This is a genomic window from Modestobacter sp. SYSU DS0657 (assembly GCF_054050925.1).
Map to the genome: position 1 here is coordinate 71,952 of NZ_JBJHAG010000002.1, position 17,608 is coordinate 89,559.

Consider the following 17,608-nt stretch of genomic DNA (forward strand, 5'->3'; position numbering starts at 1 on the left):
GGAGTGAGGTGCGGCGGCCGGCGCGCGGGAGGGGTCAGTCGCGGGCGGTGCGGCGGGCGATGCGGGCGGCGAAGACGCCGGCGGACCAGCCGTTGTCGATGTTGCTCACCACGACGCCGGGCGCCGCGGAGTTCAGCATGGTCAGCAGCGCGCTGAACCCGCCGAAGGTGTTCGCCTGCCCGGCGGAGGTGGGGACGGCGACCACCGGCACCTCGGTGAGGCCGCTGACCACGCTGGCCAGCGCCGCGTCCAGGCCGGCGACGACGACCAGGCAGTCGACGTCGTTCAGCAGGGACGGGTCGGCCAGCAGCGGGCGGATCCGGTTGCCGCCGACGTCCTCGACCCGGACGACCTCGGCGCCGCTGACCCGGGCGACGAACGCGGCCTCGGCGGCGATCGGGGTGTCGCCGCTGCTGGCGCACAGCACCGCGATCCGGCCCACCGCCTCGGGCACCGGGCCGACGGCGGCGGCCATCGCCACCCCGTCCATCGTCGTGTACGCGTCGTGCTCGCTGGCCAGCGCGACGAGGGTCTCGGCGCTGGCCCGCACCACCACGGCGGGGTGGTCGGGGTGGTCGCGGCGGGCCTCGCGGACCAGCGCCAGCACCTGCTCGGTGCTGCGGCCGGTGGCCCAGATGACGTCCGGCCCGAACGGGGTGACCACCGGGTGGGCGGCCGCCGGGGCGGGCGCGGGCGCCGGCGCCGGGGCGGGCTCGGGATCGGCCGGCTGCTCGGTGCGCGGCCGCCGGGCCGCGGGGGCCGAGCCGAAGAGCTCGTCCAGCGGGCTGCGCGGACGCGTCGGCTGCACCGGCGGCTCCATCAGCAGGGACGCGAAGCCGTTGAGGTCGCTCTCCGGCTGGTCGTCGGTGGGGCGGTCGGCCAGCGGGGAGGTGCTCACGTCGCCGACGATAAGCGCCACCTCGGCCGAGCCCGGGACCTCGCCGGAGGCCGTGCCGGGCGCCGTCACACCGGCCACATCGGCCCCGTCCGCGGCCCGGGTCTGGGTCACCCCGGACAGCCGGACGACGCGGTCGCGGCCGGCCCGCTTGGCGTCGTAGAGGACGCCGTCGGCGGCGGCGAAGAGGGTGCGGCGGTCGTCGCCGCGGGCGGCCTGGGCGATGCCCACGCTGATCGTGACCGGCCCCTCGACGCCGAGCGCCGACCAGTCGTGGGTGGCGATCGAGCGGCGGATCCGCTCCATCGCCCGCTCCGCCTGCTCGGCCGTGGTCTCCGGCAGCAGGATGACGAACTCGTCGCCGGCCCAGCGGCACACCTCGTCGGTGTCGCGGCAGCCGTCGACCAGCAGCTGGCCGACCGCCCGCAGCACCGCGTCGCCCCCGGGGTGGCCGGCGGCGTCGTTGATCGCCTTGAACCGGTCGATGTCGACCACCGCGAGCGCCGGGGCGGCGCCGGAGGTGAGCAGCCCGTCGAGCCGGGCCTCGGCGTACCGGCGGTTGGGCAGGTGGGTCAGCGGGTCCTCGTAGGCCTGCCGGCGCAGCTGTCCGGCGGCCCGCTCGGTCTCCAGCAAGCTCTTGCGCCGGCCGAACAGCTCCACCCAGCGGGTGCGCCGCTCGTCGACGCGGTCCAGCTCGTCGGCGAGGTAGGCCTGCAGGTAGGGCAGCGCGCGGGCGGCGTCGTCCAGGTCGGCGTGCAGGGTGCACAGCTCGCGCAGCGCGGCCCGGCGCAGCCGGGCCAGCCCGTGCTCGGTGGCCACGGTCAGCGCGGCGGCCAGGTGGTCGTCGGCGCGGCGCGGCTCGCCGGACCGGCGCAGTGCCCGGCCCAGGCCCAGCTCCGCCGAGGCCAGCAGCGACCGGTCGCCGGCCTGCTCGGCGGCGCTGACGACGGCGCCCAGCAGCGGCAGGGCCGCGGTGTGCTCGCCCAGCCCGACCAGCGCCCAGCCGTGGACCACCTGGGCGTCCAGCACGGCGGGGTCGTCGACCGGCAGCTCCTCCAGGGCACGCTCGGCCAGCCGGCGGGCCTCGGTGAAAGAGGCGCGCGCCGACTCCAGCCCGCCGTCGTCGAGCACGCCCTCGCCGACCTCGGCGGACAGCGCGGCCAGCCGGGTGGCGGCCTCGCCCACCAGGCTGCGGGCCAGGTCGCCGTCGTCCGCGGTGGCCGCCGCGGCGGCGACCTCCGCGGCGCGACGCTGGTAGTCCAGCGCCAGCGGCATCAGCTCCAGGTCGGCGAGCACCCCGGCCAGCGCGCTGAGCGTGTGCACCAGCAGTGGGCCGGGCGGCATGGCCGGGTCCAGCAGGCTGGCCGCCTCCACCGCCTCGTCCATCGCGGCGTCGACCCGGTGGGACAGCAGCTCGATCCGCGCGTGCCGGACCAGCCCGGCGGCCCGCTGCAGGCCGTCGTCCTGGGCGTCGAACGCGGCGCGCGCCGAGCGCACCAGCGCGATCGCCTGCGCGGCCCGCTCGGCGGACTCCGACCGCGTCTCCCGGTCGACCGGCTCGTCGTCGCCAGCGGCGCTGCCCTGCAGGTCCAGCGGCGGCTCCTGCTCGGGCCCGCCGTCGACGAGCGGCTCTCCCAGCAGCGACCAGCCGGCCAGCCGCAGCCGGCGGACCAGCAGTTCCGCGCGCAGCGTGTCGGCCCAGGCCCGGGCCAGCGACGCCCGGGCGCCGCCCCGCTCGTCGGCCGGCGTGGCGGGCAGCTCGCCCTCGGCCTCGGCGAGCAGCCTCTCGGCCTGGTCGAGCTCCCAGTTGGCCAACGCGGAGCTGACCCGCTGGTGCAGGAGTCCGGGCGGCACGAGGGCACTCTGCACGGTGGCCCCGGGCGTGTCACGCACCGGGGCGTCGGCCCGGCGGGCGGTGTCGTCGCCCCGGGAGCCGCTCAGGCGCAGGGTCACGAGACCACCTCGCCGTCGTCGAACGCCCAGCCGGGCCGGCGGGGTGCGCCGCTGAGCACCCGGGAGACCAGGTCGTCGACCGAGGTGGTGGCCGCGGCGCGGGCCGGCGTGGCCGGTGGCTGGTCGCCGCCCGGGGCGCGGACCCGGTTGCGGCCCCCGCGCTTGGCCGCGAAGAGGTTGAGGTCGGCGCAGTCGAACAGCTGCCGCCACGTCCGGGCGCCGGCGGCTCCGGGCGCGTCGGTGCTGGCGACCCCGATGCTGACCGTCAACGGCGCGGGGACCTGCAACGCGGCCCAGTCGGCGTCGGCGACGGCGCTGCGCAGCCGCTCCATGGCGACCACCGCCTGCGCCTCGCCGGTGTCGGGCAGCAGCACCAGGAACTCGTCGCCGGCCCAGCGGAAGACCTCGTCGCCGGTGCGGCTGTGCTCCTCGAGCAGTGTCGCGACCGTGCGCAGCACGGCGTCGCCGTGCAGGTGGGAGTACTCGTCGTTGAAGGACTTGAAGCCGTCGATGTCGACCACCGCCAGCGATACCGGCTCCCGGTCGTCGCGCAGCTCGGCCATCCGCTGCTCGGCGCTGCGCCGGTTGCCCAGCCCGGTGAGGGTGTCCTCCATCGCGTGCCGCCGGAGCACCGCCGTCTGCCGCTCGGCCTCCCGCAGCCGGCTGCGCCGGACGAACATCTCCGCCCACAGCTCCCGGCTGCGCAGGTGCGCCCGGCTCGTCTCGGACCGGTAGGCGTCCAGCCAGTGCAGCGCCTCCCCGGTGAGCCCCAGCGCCGCGGTCGCCTGGCCCAGCTCCAGCAGGCACTGGCGGTAGCGGCGCAGGTCACCGGCCGCGGCGAAGGCACCGGTGGCCGAGACGAGCAGCTGCAGCGACTCCTCGCCCAGCTCTGGCGGCGGGGTGCCGGCGCGTGGCCCGGGACGGGCGGCGGCCTGCCGGGCGCACAGCCGGGCCAGCAACCGGGCCAGCGCCAGGTCGGCGTAGCCGGCCAGCCAGGGGCCGGTGTCACCGGCGGCCAGGTGACGCCGGACGCGCCGCAGCGGGGGGAGCGCGGAGTCCAGGTCGCCGGTGAGGGCCAGCGACCAGGCCTGCACCACGTCGAGCAGGTCCACGTCGGCATCGGTGGGCTCCCAGGCGAGCTCCCGGGCGGTGGTGGCGTAGCGCAGCGCCGCCTCGGCCAGCTCGCGGGACCGGGCCAGGTCGCCCCGCCGCTGCACCGTCTGGGCCAGCTCGACGTGCTGCTGGGCGCACAGCCGCAGCAGCTGCCACCGGTCGCCCAGGTCGGGCAACCGCTCGGCGACGCGGGCACCCCGCCGGGCCTGGCTGACGGCGAGCTCCTCGAGGTCCAGCCGGGTCAGCGCGAGCGAGAGCCAGTGGTGTGCCTGGTGCAGCGCGCGGGGAGGGGTGCCGGGCGCGCCGGCCTGCCCGCCGAGCTGGTCGGCCAGCAGGCTCGCGTCGACGGCGAGGTGCAGGGCGGCCTCGTACCGATCGGCGCTCACCTCCACGTGCGCCAGGTAGGCCAGGGTCAGTGCGCGCTCGGCCGACGCCGGGCAGCGCTCGAGCACGGCGCGGGCGGCGGCGACGGCGGAGGCGGCCCCGTCGGTGTCGCCGTCCAGCAGGAGGGCGCGGGCGCTGAAGGCGTGCGACCAGGCGCTCCACGAGGGCTGCCGGGTGGCGGTGAGCACGACGGCGGCCCGGTCCAGCTCGGCGGTGAAGGCGCGGGCGTCCTCGGCGCTGCTGGCCGCCAGGAGGCGCCAGCGGACCGTGTCGAGCATCGGCTCGAGGGTCTCGGGCGCCGCGGTCACGCGCACCTCCTGTCAACTGTCGGGGGACGTGACGAGCACGTACCCGGCCGGTGACGAGGCAGCTCCCCCCGCGCCGGGACCTGGATCCGGCGCGGCCGCACTACCCTCACCGGATGCCGCGCGCAGACTCCCGCACAGCGCCGACGAGGTTCGCCTATCTCGGTCCCGAGGGTACCTTCGCCGAGGCCGCCCTCGCCGTGCTGACCTCCGGTGCCGAGGTCGGTCCCCCCGTCGATGTCCACCCCGCGCCCAGCGTCCCCGCCGCGCTCGCCGCGGTGCGCGCGGGGGAGCGCGACGCCGCCCTCGTGCCGCTGGAGAACTCGGTGGAGGGCTCGGTGCCGGCCACCATGGACGGGCTGGTCGACGGTGCGCCGCTGGTGATCACCCGCGAGGTGTTCCTGCCGGTCGCCTTCGTGCTGGCCGTGCGCCCCGGCACCGACGCCGCCGCGGTGCGCTCGGTGGCCAGCCACCCGCACGCCCTCGCCCAGTGCCGGGCCCGGGTCGCCGAGCTGGTGCCCGGGGCCGACGTCGTCCCGACCGGGTCGACCGCCGACGCCGCGCGCCGGGTCGCCGCCGGCGAGCACGACGCCGCGGTCTGCGCCGCCATCGCCGCCGAGCGGTACGGGCTGGTGGCGCTGGCCGGCGACGTCGCGGACCACCCGGGCGCCGTGACCCGGTTCGTGCTGGTCGAGCGGCCGGGGCCGCTGCCGGAGCCGACCGGGTCGGACAAGACCACGGTCACCGCGGTCGTCGCCGACCGCACCGGCGCCCTGCTGGACCTGCTGGCCGAGTTCGCCGTGCGCGGGATCAGCCTGACCCGGATCGAGTCGCGCCCCACCCGGGAGCGGCTGGGCGTCTACTCGTTCTCCATCGACTGCGAGGGGCACGTCGCCGACCAGCGGGTGGGCGACGCGCTGGCCGCGCTGCACCGGCAGGCCGACGAGGTGCGGTTCCTGGGCTCGTACCCGCGCGCGGACGCGCAGCCCGGGAAGCCGGTGGCGGAGCGGGTCGGCGACGCGGCGTTCGCGGCGGCGCAGGAGTGGCTGGCCCGGGTGCGCGCCGGGTCCGCCGGGCAGGGCTGAGCCACCGTCCCGGGGTCGCGCACCGACCGTCATGATCACCCAGTGTGCGCGCACAGGGACGCTCTGAACACCCCTGGGTGCCGGACCGTTCCGTCCCTTCGACTCCGGTGAGCGCACGTCGTCACTCCTGCCCCGCTGGACCGACGACGAGCGCACACCGGGGCGAGGCGCCCTGCCTCAGAGGTAGAGGCCGGTGTTCTCCTCGATCCGGGCGGCGGCGACGGCGTGCACGTCGCGCTCGCGCAGGATGATCAGGTCCTCGCCGTGCACCTCGACCTCGTGCTGGTCCTCGGGGGAGAAGAGCACCTGGTCGCCGACCTTGATCTGCCGCACGTTCGGGCCGATGCCCTTGGCCTCGCCCCACACCAGCCGCTTGGCCACCTGGGCGGTCGCGGGGATCAGGATGCCGCCGGTCGAGCGCCGGTCGCCGTCCTCCTTGCGGAGGGCGACCAGCAGTCGGTCGTGCAGCATCTGGATCGGCAGGCGGGGGGCGGTGCGGTCGGCGTCCTCGGGCACGTCGGGCAACGCTACCCGGTGGTCACCCCTCGCTTTCCGCGCGGAAAGCGAGGTGGGGGCCTTCGCTTTCGGCGCGGAAAGCGAGGGGGTCAGCCCCAGCCGAGGGCGTGGAGGCGTTCCTCCTCGATGCCGAAGTGGTGCGCGATCTCGTGCACGACGGTGACCGTGACCTCGTCGACCACCTGCTCCTCGTCCTCGCAGACGTCGCAGATCGCCACCCGGTAGATCATGATCCGGTCAGGCAGCGCCCCGCCGTAGTCCCAGCCGCGCTCGGTCAGCGCGAAGCCCTCGTAGATGCCGAGCAGGTCCGGCTCCTCGGGGTTCCGGTCCTCGACCAGGACGACGACGTTGTCCAGCAGCGCCATGAGCTCGGCCGGCACCTGGTCCAGCGCGTCGGCGACCAGCTCCTCGAACCGCTCCTGCGGCAGGGCCTGCATCACCGGGCCTCCGTCACCAGCTGGTGGGCTGCGGGCGGCCCTCCTCGTAGCCGGCCGCGCTCTGCACGCCCAGCACGGCCCGCTCGTGCAGCTCGTCGACGGTGCGCGCGCCGGCGTACGTGGCCGAGGAGCGGACGCCGGCCACGATCTGGTCGATGAGGTCCTCGACCCCGGGCCGGGCCGGGTCGAGGTACATCCGGGAGGAGCTGATGCCCTCCTCGAACAGCCCGGCGCGGGCCCGGTCGAAGCCGCTCTGGGTGGCGGTGCGGGCCTTGACCGCTCGCGCCGACGCCATGCCGAAGCTCTCCTTGTAGCGGCGGCCGGTGCCGTCGTCGTACAGGTCGCCGGCGCTCTCGTAGGTGCCGGCGAACCAGGAGCCGATCATCACGTTCGCCGCTCCCGCGGCGAGCGCCAGGGCGATGTCCCGGGGGTGGCGGACCCCGCCGTCGGCCCAGACGTGCTTGCCCAGCTCCCGCGCCGCGGCCGCGCACTCCTCGACGGCGGAGAACTGCGGGCGGCCGACGCCGGTCATCATCCGGGTGGTGCACATGGCGCCGGGCCCGACGCCGACCTTGACCACATCGGCCCCGGCCTCGACCAGGTCGCGGGTGCCCTCCGGCGTCACCACGTTGCCGGCCACCACCGGCGTCGTCCCGGCGACGGCGCGGACGGCGCGCACCGCCTCGACCGCCTTCTCCTGGTGGCCGTGGGCGGTGTCGACCACGAGCACGTCGACACCGTGCGCCAGCAGCGACTCCGCCTTGCCCGCGACGTCGCCGTTGATGCCGACGGCGGCCGAGGTGAGCAGCCGGCCCCGCGCGTCGAGCGCCGGGGCGTAGATCGCCGAGCGCAGCGCGCCCTTGCGGGTGATCAGGCCGACCAGCTGGTCGCCGTCGACGACCGGGGCGGCGCTGATCCGCTCGGCGGAGAGCACGTCGAAGACCTTGGGCAGGTCGGTGCCGGCGGGGATGGTCAGCGGCTCGGGGGTCATCACCTCGGACAGCTGGGTGAACCGGTCGACGCCCTGGCAGGCGCCGTCGGTGACCACGCCGACCGGCCGGCCTCCCTCCACCACGACGACGACGCCGTGCGCCCGCTTGCCCAGCAGCGACAGCGCCTCGGCGACCGTGGACGTCGGGCGGAGGGTGATCGGGGTGTCGTAGACGGTGTGCCGGGCCTTGACCCAGGAGACCACCTCGCCGACGACGTCGATCGGGATGTCCTGCGGCAGCACCGCCAGGCCGCCGCGGCGGGCCACGGTCTCGGCCATCCGCCGGCCGGAGATCGCCGTCATGTTGGCGACGACGATCGGGATGGTCGTGCCGACCCGGTCGGGGGTGGTCAGGTCGACCTCGAGGCGGGAGCCGACCGTGGAGTGCCCCGGCACCATGAACACGTCGCTGTAGGTGAGGTCGTGGTCCGGGCGGCGGTCGCCGAGGAAGCGCATGGCACCAGTGTCCCGCACCTGCGCCCGGAGGGGCGGCCGTCGGTGGCGCGGGTCGAGCCGGGCTGCCGGAGGTGGAGCCCTGCCACGGCACGGCTCCACCTCGGGTGCGGCGGGTCGACCCGCGCGGCAGCCGGATCGGGCCCCGGCCGACCGGGTCGGGGCGACGGCGCCACCTACCATGCGTCTGTGATCGACCTGCGACTCGTGCGTGAGGACCCCGAGCGGGTCAAGGCCAGCCAGCGCGCCCGGGGCGCCGACGACTCCCTCGTCGACCGGCTGCTGGCCGCTGACGCCGACCGCCGGGCCGCGGTGAAGGCCGCCGACGACCTGCGCGCGGAGCAGAAGGCGGCCTCGCAGGCGGTGAAGAAGGCCACCCCCGAGGAGCGCCCTGCCGTCCTGGAGCGGGCCAAGGCGCTGGCCGCGCAGGTGAAGGAGGCCGAGGAGGCCGAGCGCGCCGCGGACGCCGCGCTGACCGAGCTGCACCTGCGCATCCCCAACCTGGTGCACGACGACGTCCCGCCCGGCGGCGAGGACGACGCGGTCACCCTGCGCACCGTCGGCGAGGTCCCCAGCTACGACTTCGAGGTGAAGGACCACCTGCAGATCGGGGAGGCGCTCGGCGCCATCGACATGGAGCGCGGCGCCAAGGTCTCCGGCGCCCGCTTCTACTTCCTCACCGGCCCCGGCGCGCTGCTGGAGTTCGCGCTGGCCCAGCTGGCCATCACCCGCGCCGTCGCGGCCGGCTTCACCCCCGTCGTCGCCCCCGCCCTGGTCAAGCCGGAGGCGATGGAGGGCACCGGCTTCCTGGGCGAGCACGACGAGGAGGTGTACCGGGTCGAGCGCGACGACCTGTACCTGGTCGGCACCTCCGAGGTCGCCATCGCCGGCATGCACGCGCGTGAGGTGCTCGACCTCTCCGCCGGCCCGAAGCGGTACGCCGGGTGGTCCTCCTGCTTCCGCCGGGAGGCCGGGTCCTACGGCAAGGACACCCGCGGCATCATCCGGGTGCACTGGTTCGACAAGGTCGAGATGTTCAGCTTCTGCGCGCCCGAGGACGCTGCCGCCGAGCACCGCCGGCTGCTGCAGTGGGAGGAGGAGTTCCTCCAGGCCCTCGAGCTGCCGTACCGGGTGGTCGACATCGCCGCCGGCGACCTGGGCACCAGCGCGGCCCGCAAGTTCGACATCGAGGCGTGGTTCCCCTCCCAGGGCACCTACCGGGAGCTGACCAGCACCTCCGACTGCACGACGTTCCAGGCCCGCCGGCTGCAGATCCGGCACCGCGACGCCGACGGGAAGCCGCAGCCGGCGGCGACGCTGAACGGCACGCTGTGCGCGATCGCCCGCACCATCGCCTGCCTGCTCGAGGTGCACCAGCGGGCCGACGGCTCGGTGCACGTGCCCGCGGCGCTGCGCCCGTGGCTGGGTGGCCACGAGGTGCTCACCCCCGGCATGGCGCTGGCTGCGGTCGCCCCCGGCCCCGCCGCGTGAGCGCTGGCCGGCCCGACGGCGGCGGGCTGACCGCCCCGGCGGCCGCCGCGGCCGCGGGCGAGGTGGTCGACCTGGGCGACCTGGGCGCCCGCCTGGGGTCGTGGCGGCCCCGGCTGGTGGTCAGCGACCTGGACGGCACCCTCCTGGGTGCGCACGGGGAGGTCAGCCCGCGCACCGCGGCGGCGATCGCCGCCTGCCGGGCCGCCGGCCTGCCGGTGGTCGGCGCCACCGGCCGTGGGCCGCGGCTGCTGGAGAGCGTCCGCGCCGCCCTCGCCGGGCAGGGGATCGCGGTGCTGGCCCAGGGCGGCTACGTCGTCCGGTTCGGGTCGGACGGCGCCCCCGACGAGGTGCTCCGCACGGTCGGGATGCCCCGCGAGGTCGCCACCGAGGTGATCGCGGCGATCGAGGGCGTCGCCGGCGAGCTGATCGTCGCGGTGGAGGACGCCGCCGAGCAGTCCGAGGCGATGCGCCCGCTGCGGGTGCAGCACGGCTTCGACTGGCCCTACCCCGAGCCGGCCCACCTGCTGCCCCGGCACCAGGTGCTGCCCGTGGGGGCGGTGCTCAAGGTGTTCCTGCGCTCCCCCCGGCTGGGGGAGGACCAGCTGGTGGAGCTGGCCCGCCGCGTCGTCGATCCCTCGGTCGCCGAGCTCACCCACGCCGGCCTCGGGTTCATCGAGGTGCTGCCCCCCGGGGTCACCAAGGCCACCGGGCTGCAGGTCGTGCTGGACGCCCTGGGGCTCGGCTTCGGCGACGTCCTCGTCTTCGGCGACATGCCCAACGACCTGCCGATGATCGAGGCCGTGCGGGACGGGGGCGGCCGGGCGGTCGCCGTCGCCAACGCCCACCCGCTGGTCCGCGCCGCCGCCGGCGACCGGACCAGCGGCCACGAGGCCGACGGGGTGGCGCGGTACCTGGAAGCCCTGCTGGAGCTGGAGGGCACCGGTGGCTGACCGGCCGAAGCTGATCGTCAGCGACCTGGACGGCACGCTGCTGCGCAGCGACGAGACGATCAGCGACGCGACGCTGGCCGAGCTGCGCTGGTGGGACGCCGAGGGGGTGCCGCTGGTGCTGGCCACCGGGCGGCCGCCACGCTGGATGCTCGGGGTGCGCGAGCGGCTGGGCGGGGGGACGGCGATCTGCTGCAACGGCGCCGTGCTGCTCGACCTGACCGGGTTCACCGTGCTGGAGGAGCACCCGGTGCAGCCGGAGGTGCTGCAGGAGGTCACCGCGCAGCTGCGCCGCCGGCAGCCGGACACCTGGTTCGCCGTCGAGTACGGCGACCAGTTCCGGCACGAGCCGATCTACCGGCCGCGCTGGGACAAGGACGCGCCCGGGGTGGCGGTCGCGACCCTGGAGGAGATGGTCGCCCAGCCGGTGGCCAAGCTGCTCGCCCGGCACGAGCGGCTCGGCCGCGACGAGTTCGTGGCGCTGGTCGCCGAGGTGGTGGGGGACACCGCCACGGTGACCACCTCCTCCTCCGACGCGATGGCCGAGATCTCGGCGGCCGGCGTGACGAAGGCGACCGGTCTCGCCCGGCTCGCCGCCGAGCGCGGGGTGTCCCCGGCCGACGTCGTCTACTTCGGTGACATGCCCAACGACATCGCCGCCTTCGAGTGGGTGCGGGACGGCGGTGGCCGGGCGGTGGCGATGGCCCACGCGCACCCCGACGTGCTGGCCGTCGCCACCGATGTGACCGTCGCCAACGACGCGGACGGGGTCGCGGCCTTCCTGGCCACCCTGCGCAGCTGAGGTGGGACCGGCCGCGTCGGCCCTCCGTGGGAACGATGTCACCCGATCCAGCGGACTTCCTGGTTTCGCATCTGCGCTGTGCTGCAGGACAGGTCGTGCACTGCCGATCTCCGGCTGACAAGGGCGCCCAGGGTGCGTCCATCGCAGGAGAGGTACGCCATGACCGACGCTCGGGCCCACCAGGCCACGCCCACCGACCCGGACCGACGGCCGGGTCTCGTCCAGCGCACGGGCCTGCGCGCCCGGCTGCTCGCGGCCTTCCTGCTGGTCACGCTGGCCACGCTCGCGGTCGGCACGCTCGGCGTGACGCGCATGGGGGAGCTGAGCGACCAGGCCGAGGCGGTCTACGAGGACGGCGCGGTCCCGCTGCGCGACATCCTGCTGCTGCGCTCCAGCTACTGGCAGTACCAGGCGACCATCTCCCGGGGCATGAGCCCGGGCCTCGCGCCGGACCTCGTGGCCGGTCTGCAGGAGCAGACCGTCGCCATCCGCGCGACGCTGGACGAGCTCCGCGCCGGCCTCGACGAGGTCGCCCTCCGGCCGGCCACCGAGGTCGCGTTCCAGGACTTCCAGACCGCGATCCAGCTCTACGACGACACCAGCGCCCAGATGGCCGAGATCGGTGCCGCCGGTGGTGACCCGTTGTCCGTGCTGCCCACGCTGATCGAGGCCGAGACGAACGCCGTCGACGCGCTCACCGCCGCCAGCGACGCGCAGATCGCCGCCACCTCGGCCACCGTGCAGGAGGCCCGCGACGCCTACGCCAGCGCACGCTCACTCACGATCATCGGCGTCGCAATCGGCCTCCTGGTCTCCGTCGCGCTCGCCGTCCTGATGGCCCGCAGCGTCACCCGCCCGGTGCAGCGGATCCGCGAGACCCTCGAGCGGGTCGCCGCCGGCGACCTGCGGGTGCGGGCCGGGAACGTCGGCGGCGCCGAGCTGGGCGACGTCGCCCGCTCGCTGGACACCACCCTGGACGCCCTGGGCGGGGTGCTCACCCTGGTGAGCGACTCGGCGTCGCGCCTGGGTGCGGCGTCGCAGCAGCTGACGGCGGGTGCGGCGGCGATGTCGGCGAACGCGCGGACGGCGGCGGGTCAGGCCGACGTCGTCGTCGCCTCCGCCGGCGAGGTGGCCTCGAGCGTGGACACGGTGTCGACGGGTTCGCAGCAGATGGAGTCGGCGATCCGGGAGATCGCGCAGAGCGCGACCGAGGCGGCGCGGGTCGCGGGGCAGGCGGTCGGCGTCGCGGAGACCACGACCCGGACGGTCGGGAAGCTGGGTGACTCGTCGCAGGAGATCGGCAACGTGGTGAAGACGATCACCTCGATCGCGGAGCAGACGAACCTGCTGGCGCTGAACGCCACGATCGAGGCGGCGCGTGCCGGTGAGGCGGGCAAGGGCTTCGCCGTCGTCGCCAACGAGGTGAAGGAGCTGGCGCAGGAGACCGCGCGGGCGACCGAGGACATCGCCCGCCGGGTGCAGGCGATCCAGGGCGACACCGCTGGTGCGGTGGACGCGATCGGGGAGATCTCCACCGTGATCGCGCAGATCAACGACTTCCAGGCGACGATCGCCGCGGCCGTGGAGGAGCAGACCGCCACGACCAACGAGATGAACCGCAACGTCTCCGAGGCGGCGTCGTCCTCGCAGAGCATCGCCTCGGCGATCACCGGGCTGGCCGCGGGCACCGCGGAGACCAACAAGCGGGTCGAGGAGGCGCAGCGCTCGGCGGAGGAGCTGTCCCGGATGAGCGACGAGCTGCAGGCCGCGGTCAACCGGTTCACCGTCTGAGCAGCGACCACCTCGCCCCCACCGCGCGCCAGCTCGCGGCCGGGCCCTGCGAGGTGGCCACAGCGGGGCCTGCCGGGAGCACCCGGCAGGCCCCGCCGTCTTTCGTGTTCCGGACGGCGGAAGACAGCCGCGCCGCACTCAACAGTTCCCCCGGTGGAACCGATCCCAGGGGCAGCCAGGTCGTCCGCACCACCACCGCAGCCACCACGAGGGAGAGATCCATGGACGTCGACACGCACAGCACCGTCCCCGAGCCGGGGGGTGCCGGACCGCTCGCGGGGCTCGGCCGGGTGGGGCTGCGGGGCCGGCTGCTCGCCGCGATCCTCGTCGTCGCCCTGGCCACCCTCACCGTGGGCGTCATCGGGATCCACCGGATGGGCACCCTGAGCCACCAGGCCCAGGAGGTCTACGACAGCGGCACCCGCCCGCTGGAGCAGCTGGACGACCTGGAGTCGCTGTGGTGGGAGCAGCAGGCCTACTCCGCCCGCTCGGCGATGGAGAACCTCCCGGACGAGGTCCTCGCCCAGAACGGCGAGGCGGCCACCGAGGCGCAGGGCCGGATCACCGAGGCGCTCGAGGCGGTGGACACCGGTGCGCTGAGCGCTCCGGTGCGGGCGTCGTTCGAGCAGTTCCGGGACGCCGCCCTCGGCTTCTTCGAGAACCAGGCGCAGATCCTGGCCAACGTCGGCGACCTCGAGCTGATCATGGCGATCGTCCCGCAGCAGCAGGAGCTGGAGGTGACCGCCATCGAGGCGATCACCACCGCGACCGACGCGCAGAGCGCCGTCGCCGCGGCGACGGCCCAGGAGGCCCAGGACGCCTACGAGGCCGCCCGCGCGCTGACCGTCGTCGTGGTCGCCGCCGGCATCGCGGTGTCGGTGCTGCTGTCGCTGCTGCTGGTGCGCTCCATCACCCGCCCCGTGCAGCGGGTGCGCGAGGTGCTCGACCGCGTCGCCGAGGGCGACCTGAGCGTGCGCGCCGGGGAGACCGGCGGCGCGGAGATCGGTGAGGTCGCCCGGTCGCTGGACCGCACGCTGGAGTCCCTCGGTGGGGTGCTGTCGCTGGTGAGCGACTCGGCCAGCCGGCTGGGTGCGGCGTCGCAGCAGCTGACGGCGGGTGCGGAGGCGATGTCGGCGAACGCGCGGACGGCGGCGGGTCAGGCCGACGTCGTCGTCGCCTCCGCCGGTGAGGTGGCCTCGAGCGTGGACACGGTGTCGACGGGTTCGCAGCAGATGGAGTCGGCGATCCGGGAGATCAGCCAGAACGCGAGCGAGGCATCGCGGGTGGCGAACCAGGCGGTGGGCGTGGCGGAGACCACGACCCGGACGGTCGGGAAGCTGGGTGACTCGTCGCAGGAGATCGGCAACGTGGTGAAGACGATCACCTCGATCGCGGAGCAGACGAACCTGCTGGCGCTGAACGCCACGATCGAGGCGGCGCGTGCCGGTGAGGCGGGCAAGGGCTTCGCCGTCGTCGCCAACGAGGTGAAGGAGCTGGCGCAGGAGACCGCGCGGGCGACCGAGGACATCGCCCGCCGGGTGGAGGCGATCCAGGCCGACACCGCTGGTGCGGTGGACGCGATCGGGCAGATCAGCTCGGTCATCGGGGAGATCAACGACTTCCAGGCGACGATCGCCGCGGCCGTGGAGGAGCAGACCGCCACGACCAACGAGATGAACCGCAACGTGTCCGAGGCGGCGTCGTCCTCGCAGAGCATCGCCTCGGCGATCACCGGGCTGGCCGCGGGCACCGCGGAGACCAACCAGCGGGTCGAGGAGGCGCAGCGCTCGGCGGAGGAGCTGGCCCGGATGAGCGACGAGCTGCAGGCCGCCGTCCGGCGCTTCACCGTCTGAGCAGCGGCGTGCGGAGGGCCCGTCCGGCGTGTGCCGGGCGGGCCCTCCCGCGTTCGGGTGAGACCTCGCTCGCGCCGGACCGGTTGCGCTCAACCGGTCCGCTGACCTGCCGATAGGGGGTGCGAGAGCGCTGGTCGGGACGGTCCCGCCGGCGGAGAGGGCAGGACATGACTGCGGTGGGCGACTCGGTTCCGGACAGCGGCGTACGGGGACGCGGAAGCGATCTCCTCGCCCGCGTGGGCCTGCGCGGGCGGCTCATCCTCGCCCTGGCGCTGGTGGCGCTGGCCACCGTGTCGGTCGGCCTGTTCGGCATCCAGCGGATGTCGGTGCTCAGCGAGAAGGCCGAGGAGGTCTACGCCGAGGGCGCCGTCCCGCTCGACGAGCTGCGTCAGCTGCAGGTCGACTGGTGGCAGTTCTCCGCCGGCACCGCCCGCGCCCAGCTCACCGCGCTGCCCGCCGAGACCCGGGCCGCCTACGCGCAGGCGGCGCAGGAGAGCTCCGCGGCGCTCACCGACCACCTCGCCGCCGCCGCCGACCTCCCGCTGTCGCCCGAGGCCCGGACGGCCTACGAGGAGTTCGCCACGGCCACCCAGAGCTACCTCGGGATGCTGCAGCAGCTCACCGCGGGGCAGGGCACCCGCACCCCGCAGCAGACGCTGACGCTGATCGCCCAGATGGACGACGCGGAGACCGCCATCTCCGAGTCGCTCGTGGCGGCCACCGCGGCCGCCGCCGACACCGCCGAGGGGACCGCCGCCGAGGCGCGGGACGCCTACACCTCCGCGCGCACCCTGACCCTGCTCATCGTCGGCGTCGGGCTGGTCGTCTCCTTCGTGCTGGCGCTGCTGGTGGTGCGCTCGGTGATGCGCCCGGTGCAGCGGGTCCGCGAGGTCCTGGACAAGGTCGCCGCGGGCGACCTCAGCGTCCGCGCCGGCGAGACCGGTGGTGCGGAGATCGGTGCGGTCGCCGCGTCGCTGGACCGCACCCTGGACTCCCTGGGCGGTGTGCTGCGGCTGGTGAACGACTCGGCCGGCCAGCTGGCCGCGGCCTCCCAGCAGCTGAACGCCAGCGCCGGCGCGATGGCGGAGAACGCCCGCACCGCGGCCGGCCAGGCCGACGTCGTGGTGGCCTCGGCCGGCGAGGTCGCCGCCAGCGTGGACACCGTGTCGACGGGCTCGCAGCAGATGGAGGCGGCGATCCGGGAGATCAGCCAGAACGCCAGCGAGGCCAGCCGGGTCGCCAACCAGGCGGTCGGCGTCGCCGAGGAGACCAACCGGATGGTCGGCAAGCTGGGCGACTCCTTCCAGGAGATCGGCAACGTGATCAAGGTGATCACCGGGATCGCGGAGCAGACCAACCTGCTGGCGCTGAACGCCACGATCGAGGCCGCGCGGGCCGGGGAGCTGGGCAAGGGCTTCGCCGTGGTGGCCACCGAGGTCAAGGAGCTGGCGCAGGAGACCGCGCGGGCGACGGAGGACATCGCGCGGCGGGTGGAGGCCATCCAGTCCGACACCTCGGGCGCGGTCGGTGCGATCGGCGAGATCAGCGCGGTGATCGCGCAGATCAACGACTTCCAGGCCACCATCGCCGCCGCGGTGGAGGAGCAGACGGCGACGACGAACGAGATGAACCGCAACGTGGGCGAGGCGGCGAGCAGCTCGCAGAGCATCGCCTCGGCGATCTCGGGCCTGGCGGCAGGCACGGCGGAGACCAACCAGCGGGTCGACGAGACCCAGCGGTCGGCCGCCGAGCTCGCCCGGATGAGCGACGAGCTCCAGGCCGCCGTCCACCGCTTCACCCTCTGAGCGGAGGCGCCGTACCCGAGCGGGAGCTGGGGGGCGGACAGCGCACGCGGAGCGTGCTCGGTGAGGTGGGCACGGGGCCCGGAGGGTCCCTGCCCACCTCACCGGCAACGGCTCAACGGCAGCCGGGCACGGCTCCTGGCCGCGGTGGAGGCCGGTAGGCCGACTAGAGGTACTGCCCGCCGCCGTGCCGCGGCTCGTGGCCGGGCTGCCCGGCGCCGCCGGGCAGCGCCTTGCGGCGCATCTCCTCCAGCTGGGCGCGGGCGGCCATCTGCTGGGCGAACAGCGCGGTCTGGATGCCGTGGAAGACGCCCTCCAGCCAGCCGACCAGCTGGGCCTGGGCGATCCGCAGCTCGGCGTCGGACGGCGTCTCGCCCTCGCTGAAGGGCAGCGTGATCCGCTCCAGCTCCTCCCGCAGCTCGGGCGCGAGGCCCTGCTCGAGCTCGCGGATGGAGGAGGCGTGGATGTCGCGGAGCCGGTTGCGGCTGGCGTCGTCCAGAGGCGCGGCCCGGACCTCCTCCAGCAGCTGCTTGATCATCGTGCCGATCCGCATAACCTTGGCCGGCTGCTCGACCAGGTCGCCGACGCCGGGGGCGCCGTCGTCGCCGCCGTCCTGCGGCATCGGCATCGCGCCGACCGGCTGACCGTCGGGACCCACGACGAGGACCTGCTGGGGGTGGGGTTCACCGGTGCCAGGAGCAGTCATGGCCCCATCCTGCCCCGCGGCCGGGAGCCGTGTGCCCGGGGCCGCCCGAGGTGACCGCCGCCACCTCCGCCCGCATAGGCTCCG

General features: G+C 75.3%; 13 protein-coding genes. 7 read left to right on the top strand and 6 right to left on the bottom strand.

Annotated elements, in window-relative coordinates; genetic code table 11:
• Positions 1–34 precede the first annotated feature (34 nt).
• On the bottom strand, positions 35–2,848 hold the full coding sequence (locus tag ACI79A_RS01865) for a diguanylate cyclase domain-containing protein (protein ID WP_457079329.1): 2,814 nt from the start codon (positions 2,846–2,848) through the stop codon (positions 35–37).
• Positions 2,845–4,653, bottom strand: coding sequence for a GGDEF domain-containing protein (locus ACI79A_RS01870; RefSeq protein WP_457079331.1), 1,809 nt, complete (start codon positions 4,651–4,653; stop codon positions 2,845–2,847). Before ACI79A_RS01870 ends, ACI79A_RS01865 begins: the two co-directional genes overlap by 4 nt.
• Before the next feature lie 113 nt (positions 4,654–4,766).
• Here ACI79A_RS01870 and pheA point away from each other — a divergent pair, with 113 nt between their 5' ends.
• Entirely contained in the window at positions 4,767–5,735 is a 969-nt protein-coding gene (gene pheA, locus ACI79A_RS01875) for a prephenate dehydratase (RefSeq protein WP_457079333.1), read from the top strand.
• 177 nt (positions 5,736–5,912) lie between these two features.
• Here the strand turns inward: pheA and ACI79A_RS01880 are convergent, their stop codons facing one another.
• The 3 genes from ACI79A_RS01880 to ACI79A_RS01890 form a co-directional block, all read right to left on the bottom strand.
• Positions 5,913–6,251 carry a GroES family chaperonin gene (locus ACI79A_RS01880; protein WP_457079335.1) on the bottom strand — a complete coding sequence of 113 codons (339 nt, stop codon included), beginning with the start codon at positions 6,249–6,251 and terminating at the stop codon, positions 5,913–5,915.
• An 89-nt stretch (positions 6,252–6,340) separates the two neighbouring features.
• A complete protein-coding gene (locus ACI79A_RS01885) occupies positions 6,341–6,688 on the bottom strand; it encodes a metallopeptidase family protein (RefSeq protein WP_457079643.1) in 348 nt (115 codons plus the stop codon).
• 13 nt (positions 6,689–6,701) lie between these two features.
• Entirely contained in the window at positions 6,702–8,135 is a 1,434-nt protein-coding gene (locus ACI79A_RS01890; protein ID WP_457079337.1) for a GuaB1 family IMP dehydrogenase-related protein, read from the bottom strand.
• Between the two features lie 186 nt (positions 8,136–8,321).
• On the opposite strand from ACI79A_RS01890, the gene serS reads away from it, so the two are divergent.
• The 6 genes from serS to ACI79A_RS01920 all read left to right on the top strand — a co-directional run bounded on the left by serS (position 8,322) and on the right by ACI79A_RS01920 (position 16,821).
• Positions 8,322–9,623 (top strand): serine--tRNA ligase, encoded by a 1,302-nt coding sequence (serS, locus tag ACI79A_RS01895; protein WP_457079339.1) that lies wholly within the window; start codon positions 8,322–8,324, stop codon positions 9,621–9,623.
• Positions 9,620–10,573 (top strand): HAD family hydrolase, encoded by a 954-nt coding sequence (locus ACI79A_RS01900; protein ID WP_457079341.1) that lies wholly within the window; start codon positions 9,620–9,622, stop codon positions 10,571–10,573. The genes serS and ACI79A_RS01900 overlap by 4 nt, the downstream gene beginning before the upstream one ends.
• Positions 10,566–11,372: an HAD family hydrolase gene (locus ACI79A_RS01905; RefSeq protein ID WP_457079343.1), complete on the top strand. Its 807-nt coding sequence runs from the start codon at positions 10,566–10,568 to the stop codon at positions 11,370–11,372. The genes ACI79A_RS01900 and ACI79A_RS01905 overlap by 8 nt, the downstream gene beginning before the upstream one ends.
• A 159-nt stretch (positions 11,373–11,531) precedes the next feature.
• Positions 11,532–13,163: a methyl-accepting chemotaxis protein gene (locus ACI79A_RS01910; protein ID WP_457079346.1), complete on the top strand. Its 1,632-nt coding sequence runs from the start codon at positions 11,532–11,534 to the stop codon at positions 13,161–13,163.
• 221 nt (positions 13,164–13,384) lie between these two features.
• A complete protein-coding gene (locus ACI79A_RS01915) occupies positions 13,385–15,016 on the top strand; it encodes a methyl-accepting chemotaxis protein (protein ID WP_457079348.1) in 1,632 nt (543 codons plus the stop codon).
• A gap of 236 nt (positions 15,017–15,252) precedes the next feature.
• Positions 15,253–16,821: a methyl-accepting chemotaxis protein gene (locus ACI79A_RS01920; RefSeq protein WP_457079350.1), complete on the top strand. Its 1,569-nt coding sequence runs from the start codon at positions 15,253–15,255 to the stop codon at positions 16,819–16,821.
• A gap of 163 nt (positions 16,822–16,984) precedes the next feature.
• On the opposite strand, the gene ACI79A_RS01925 is transcribed toward ACI79A_RS01920, so the two are convergent.
• Positions 16,985–17,524, bottom strand: coding sequence for a bacterial proteasome activator family protein (locus tag ACI79A_RS01925; protein WP_457079352.1), 540 nt, complete (start codon positions 17,522–17,524; stop codon positions 16,985–16,987).
• Between the last annotated feature and the right edge of the window lie 84 nt (positions 17,525–17,608).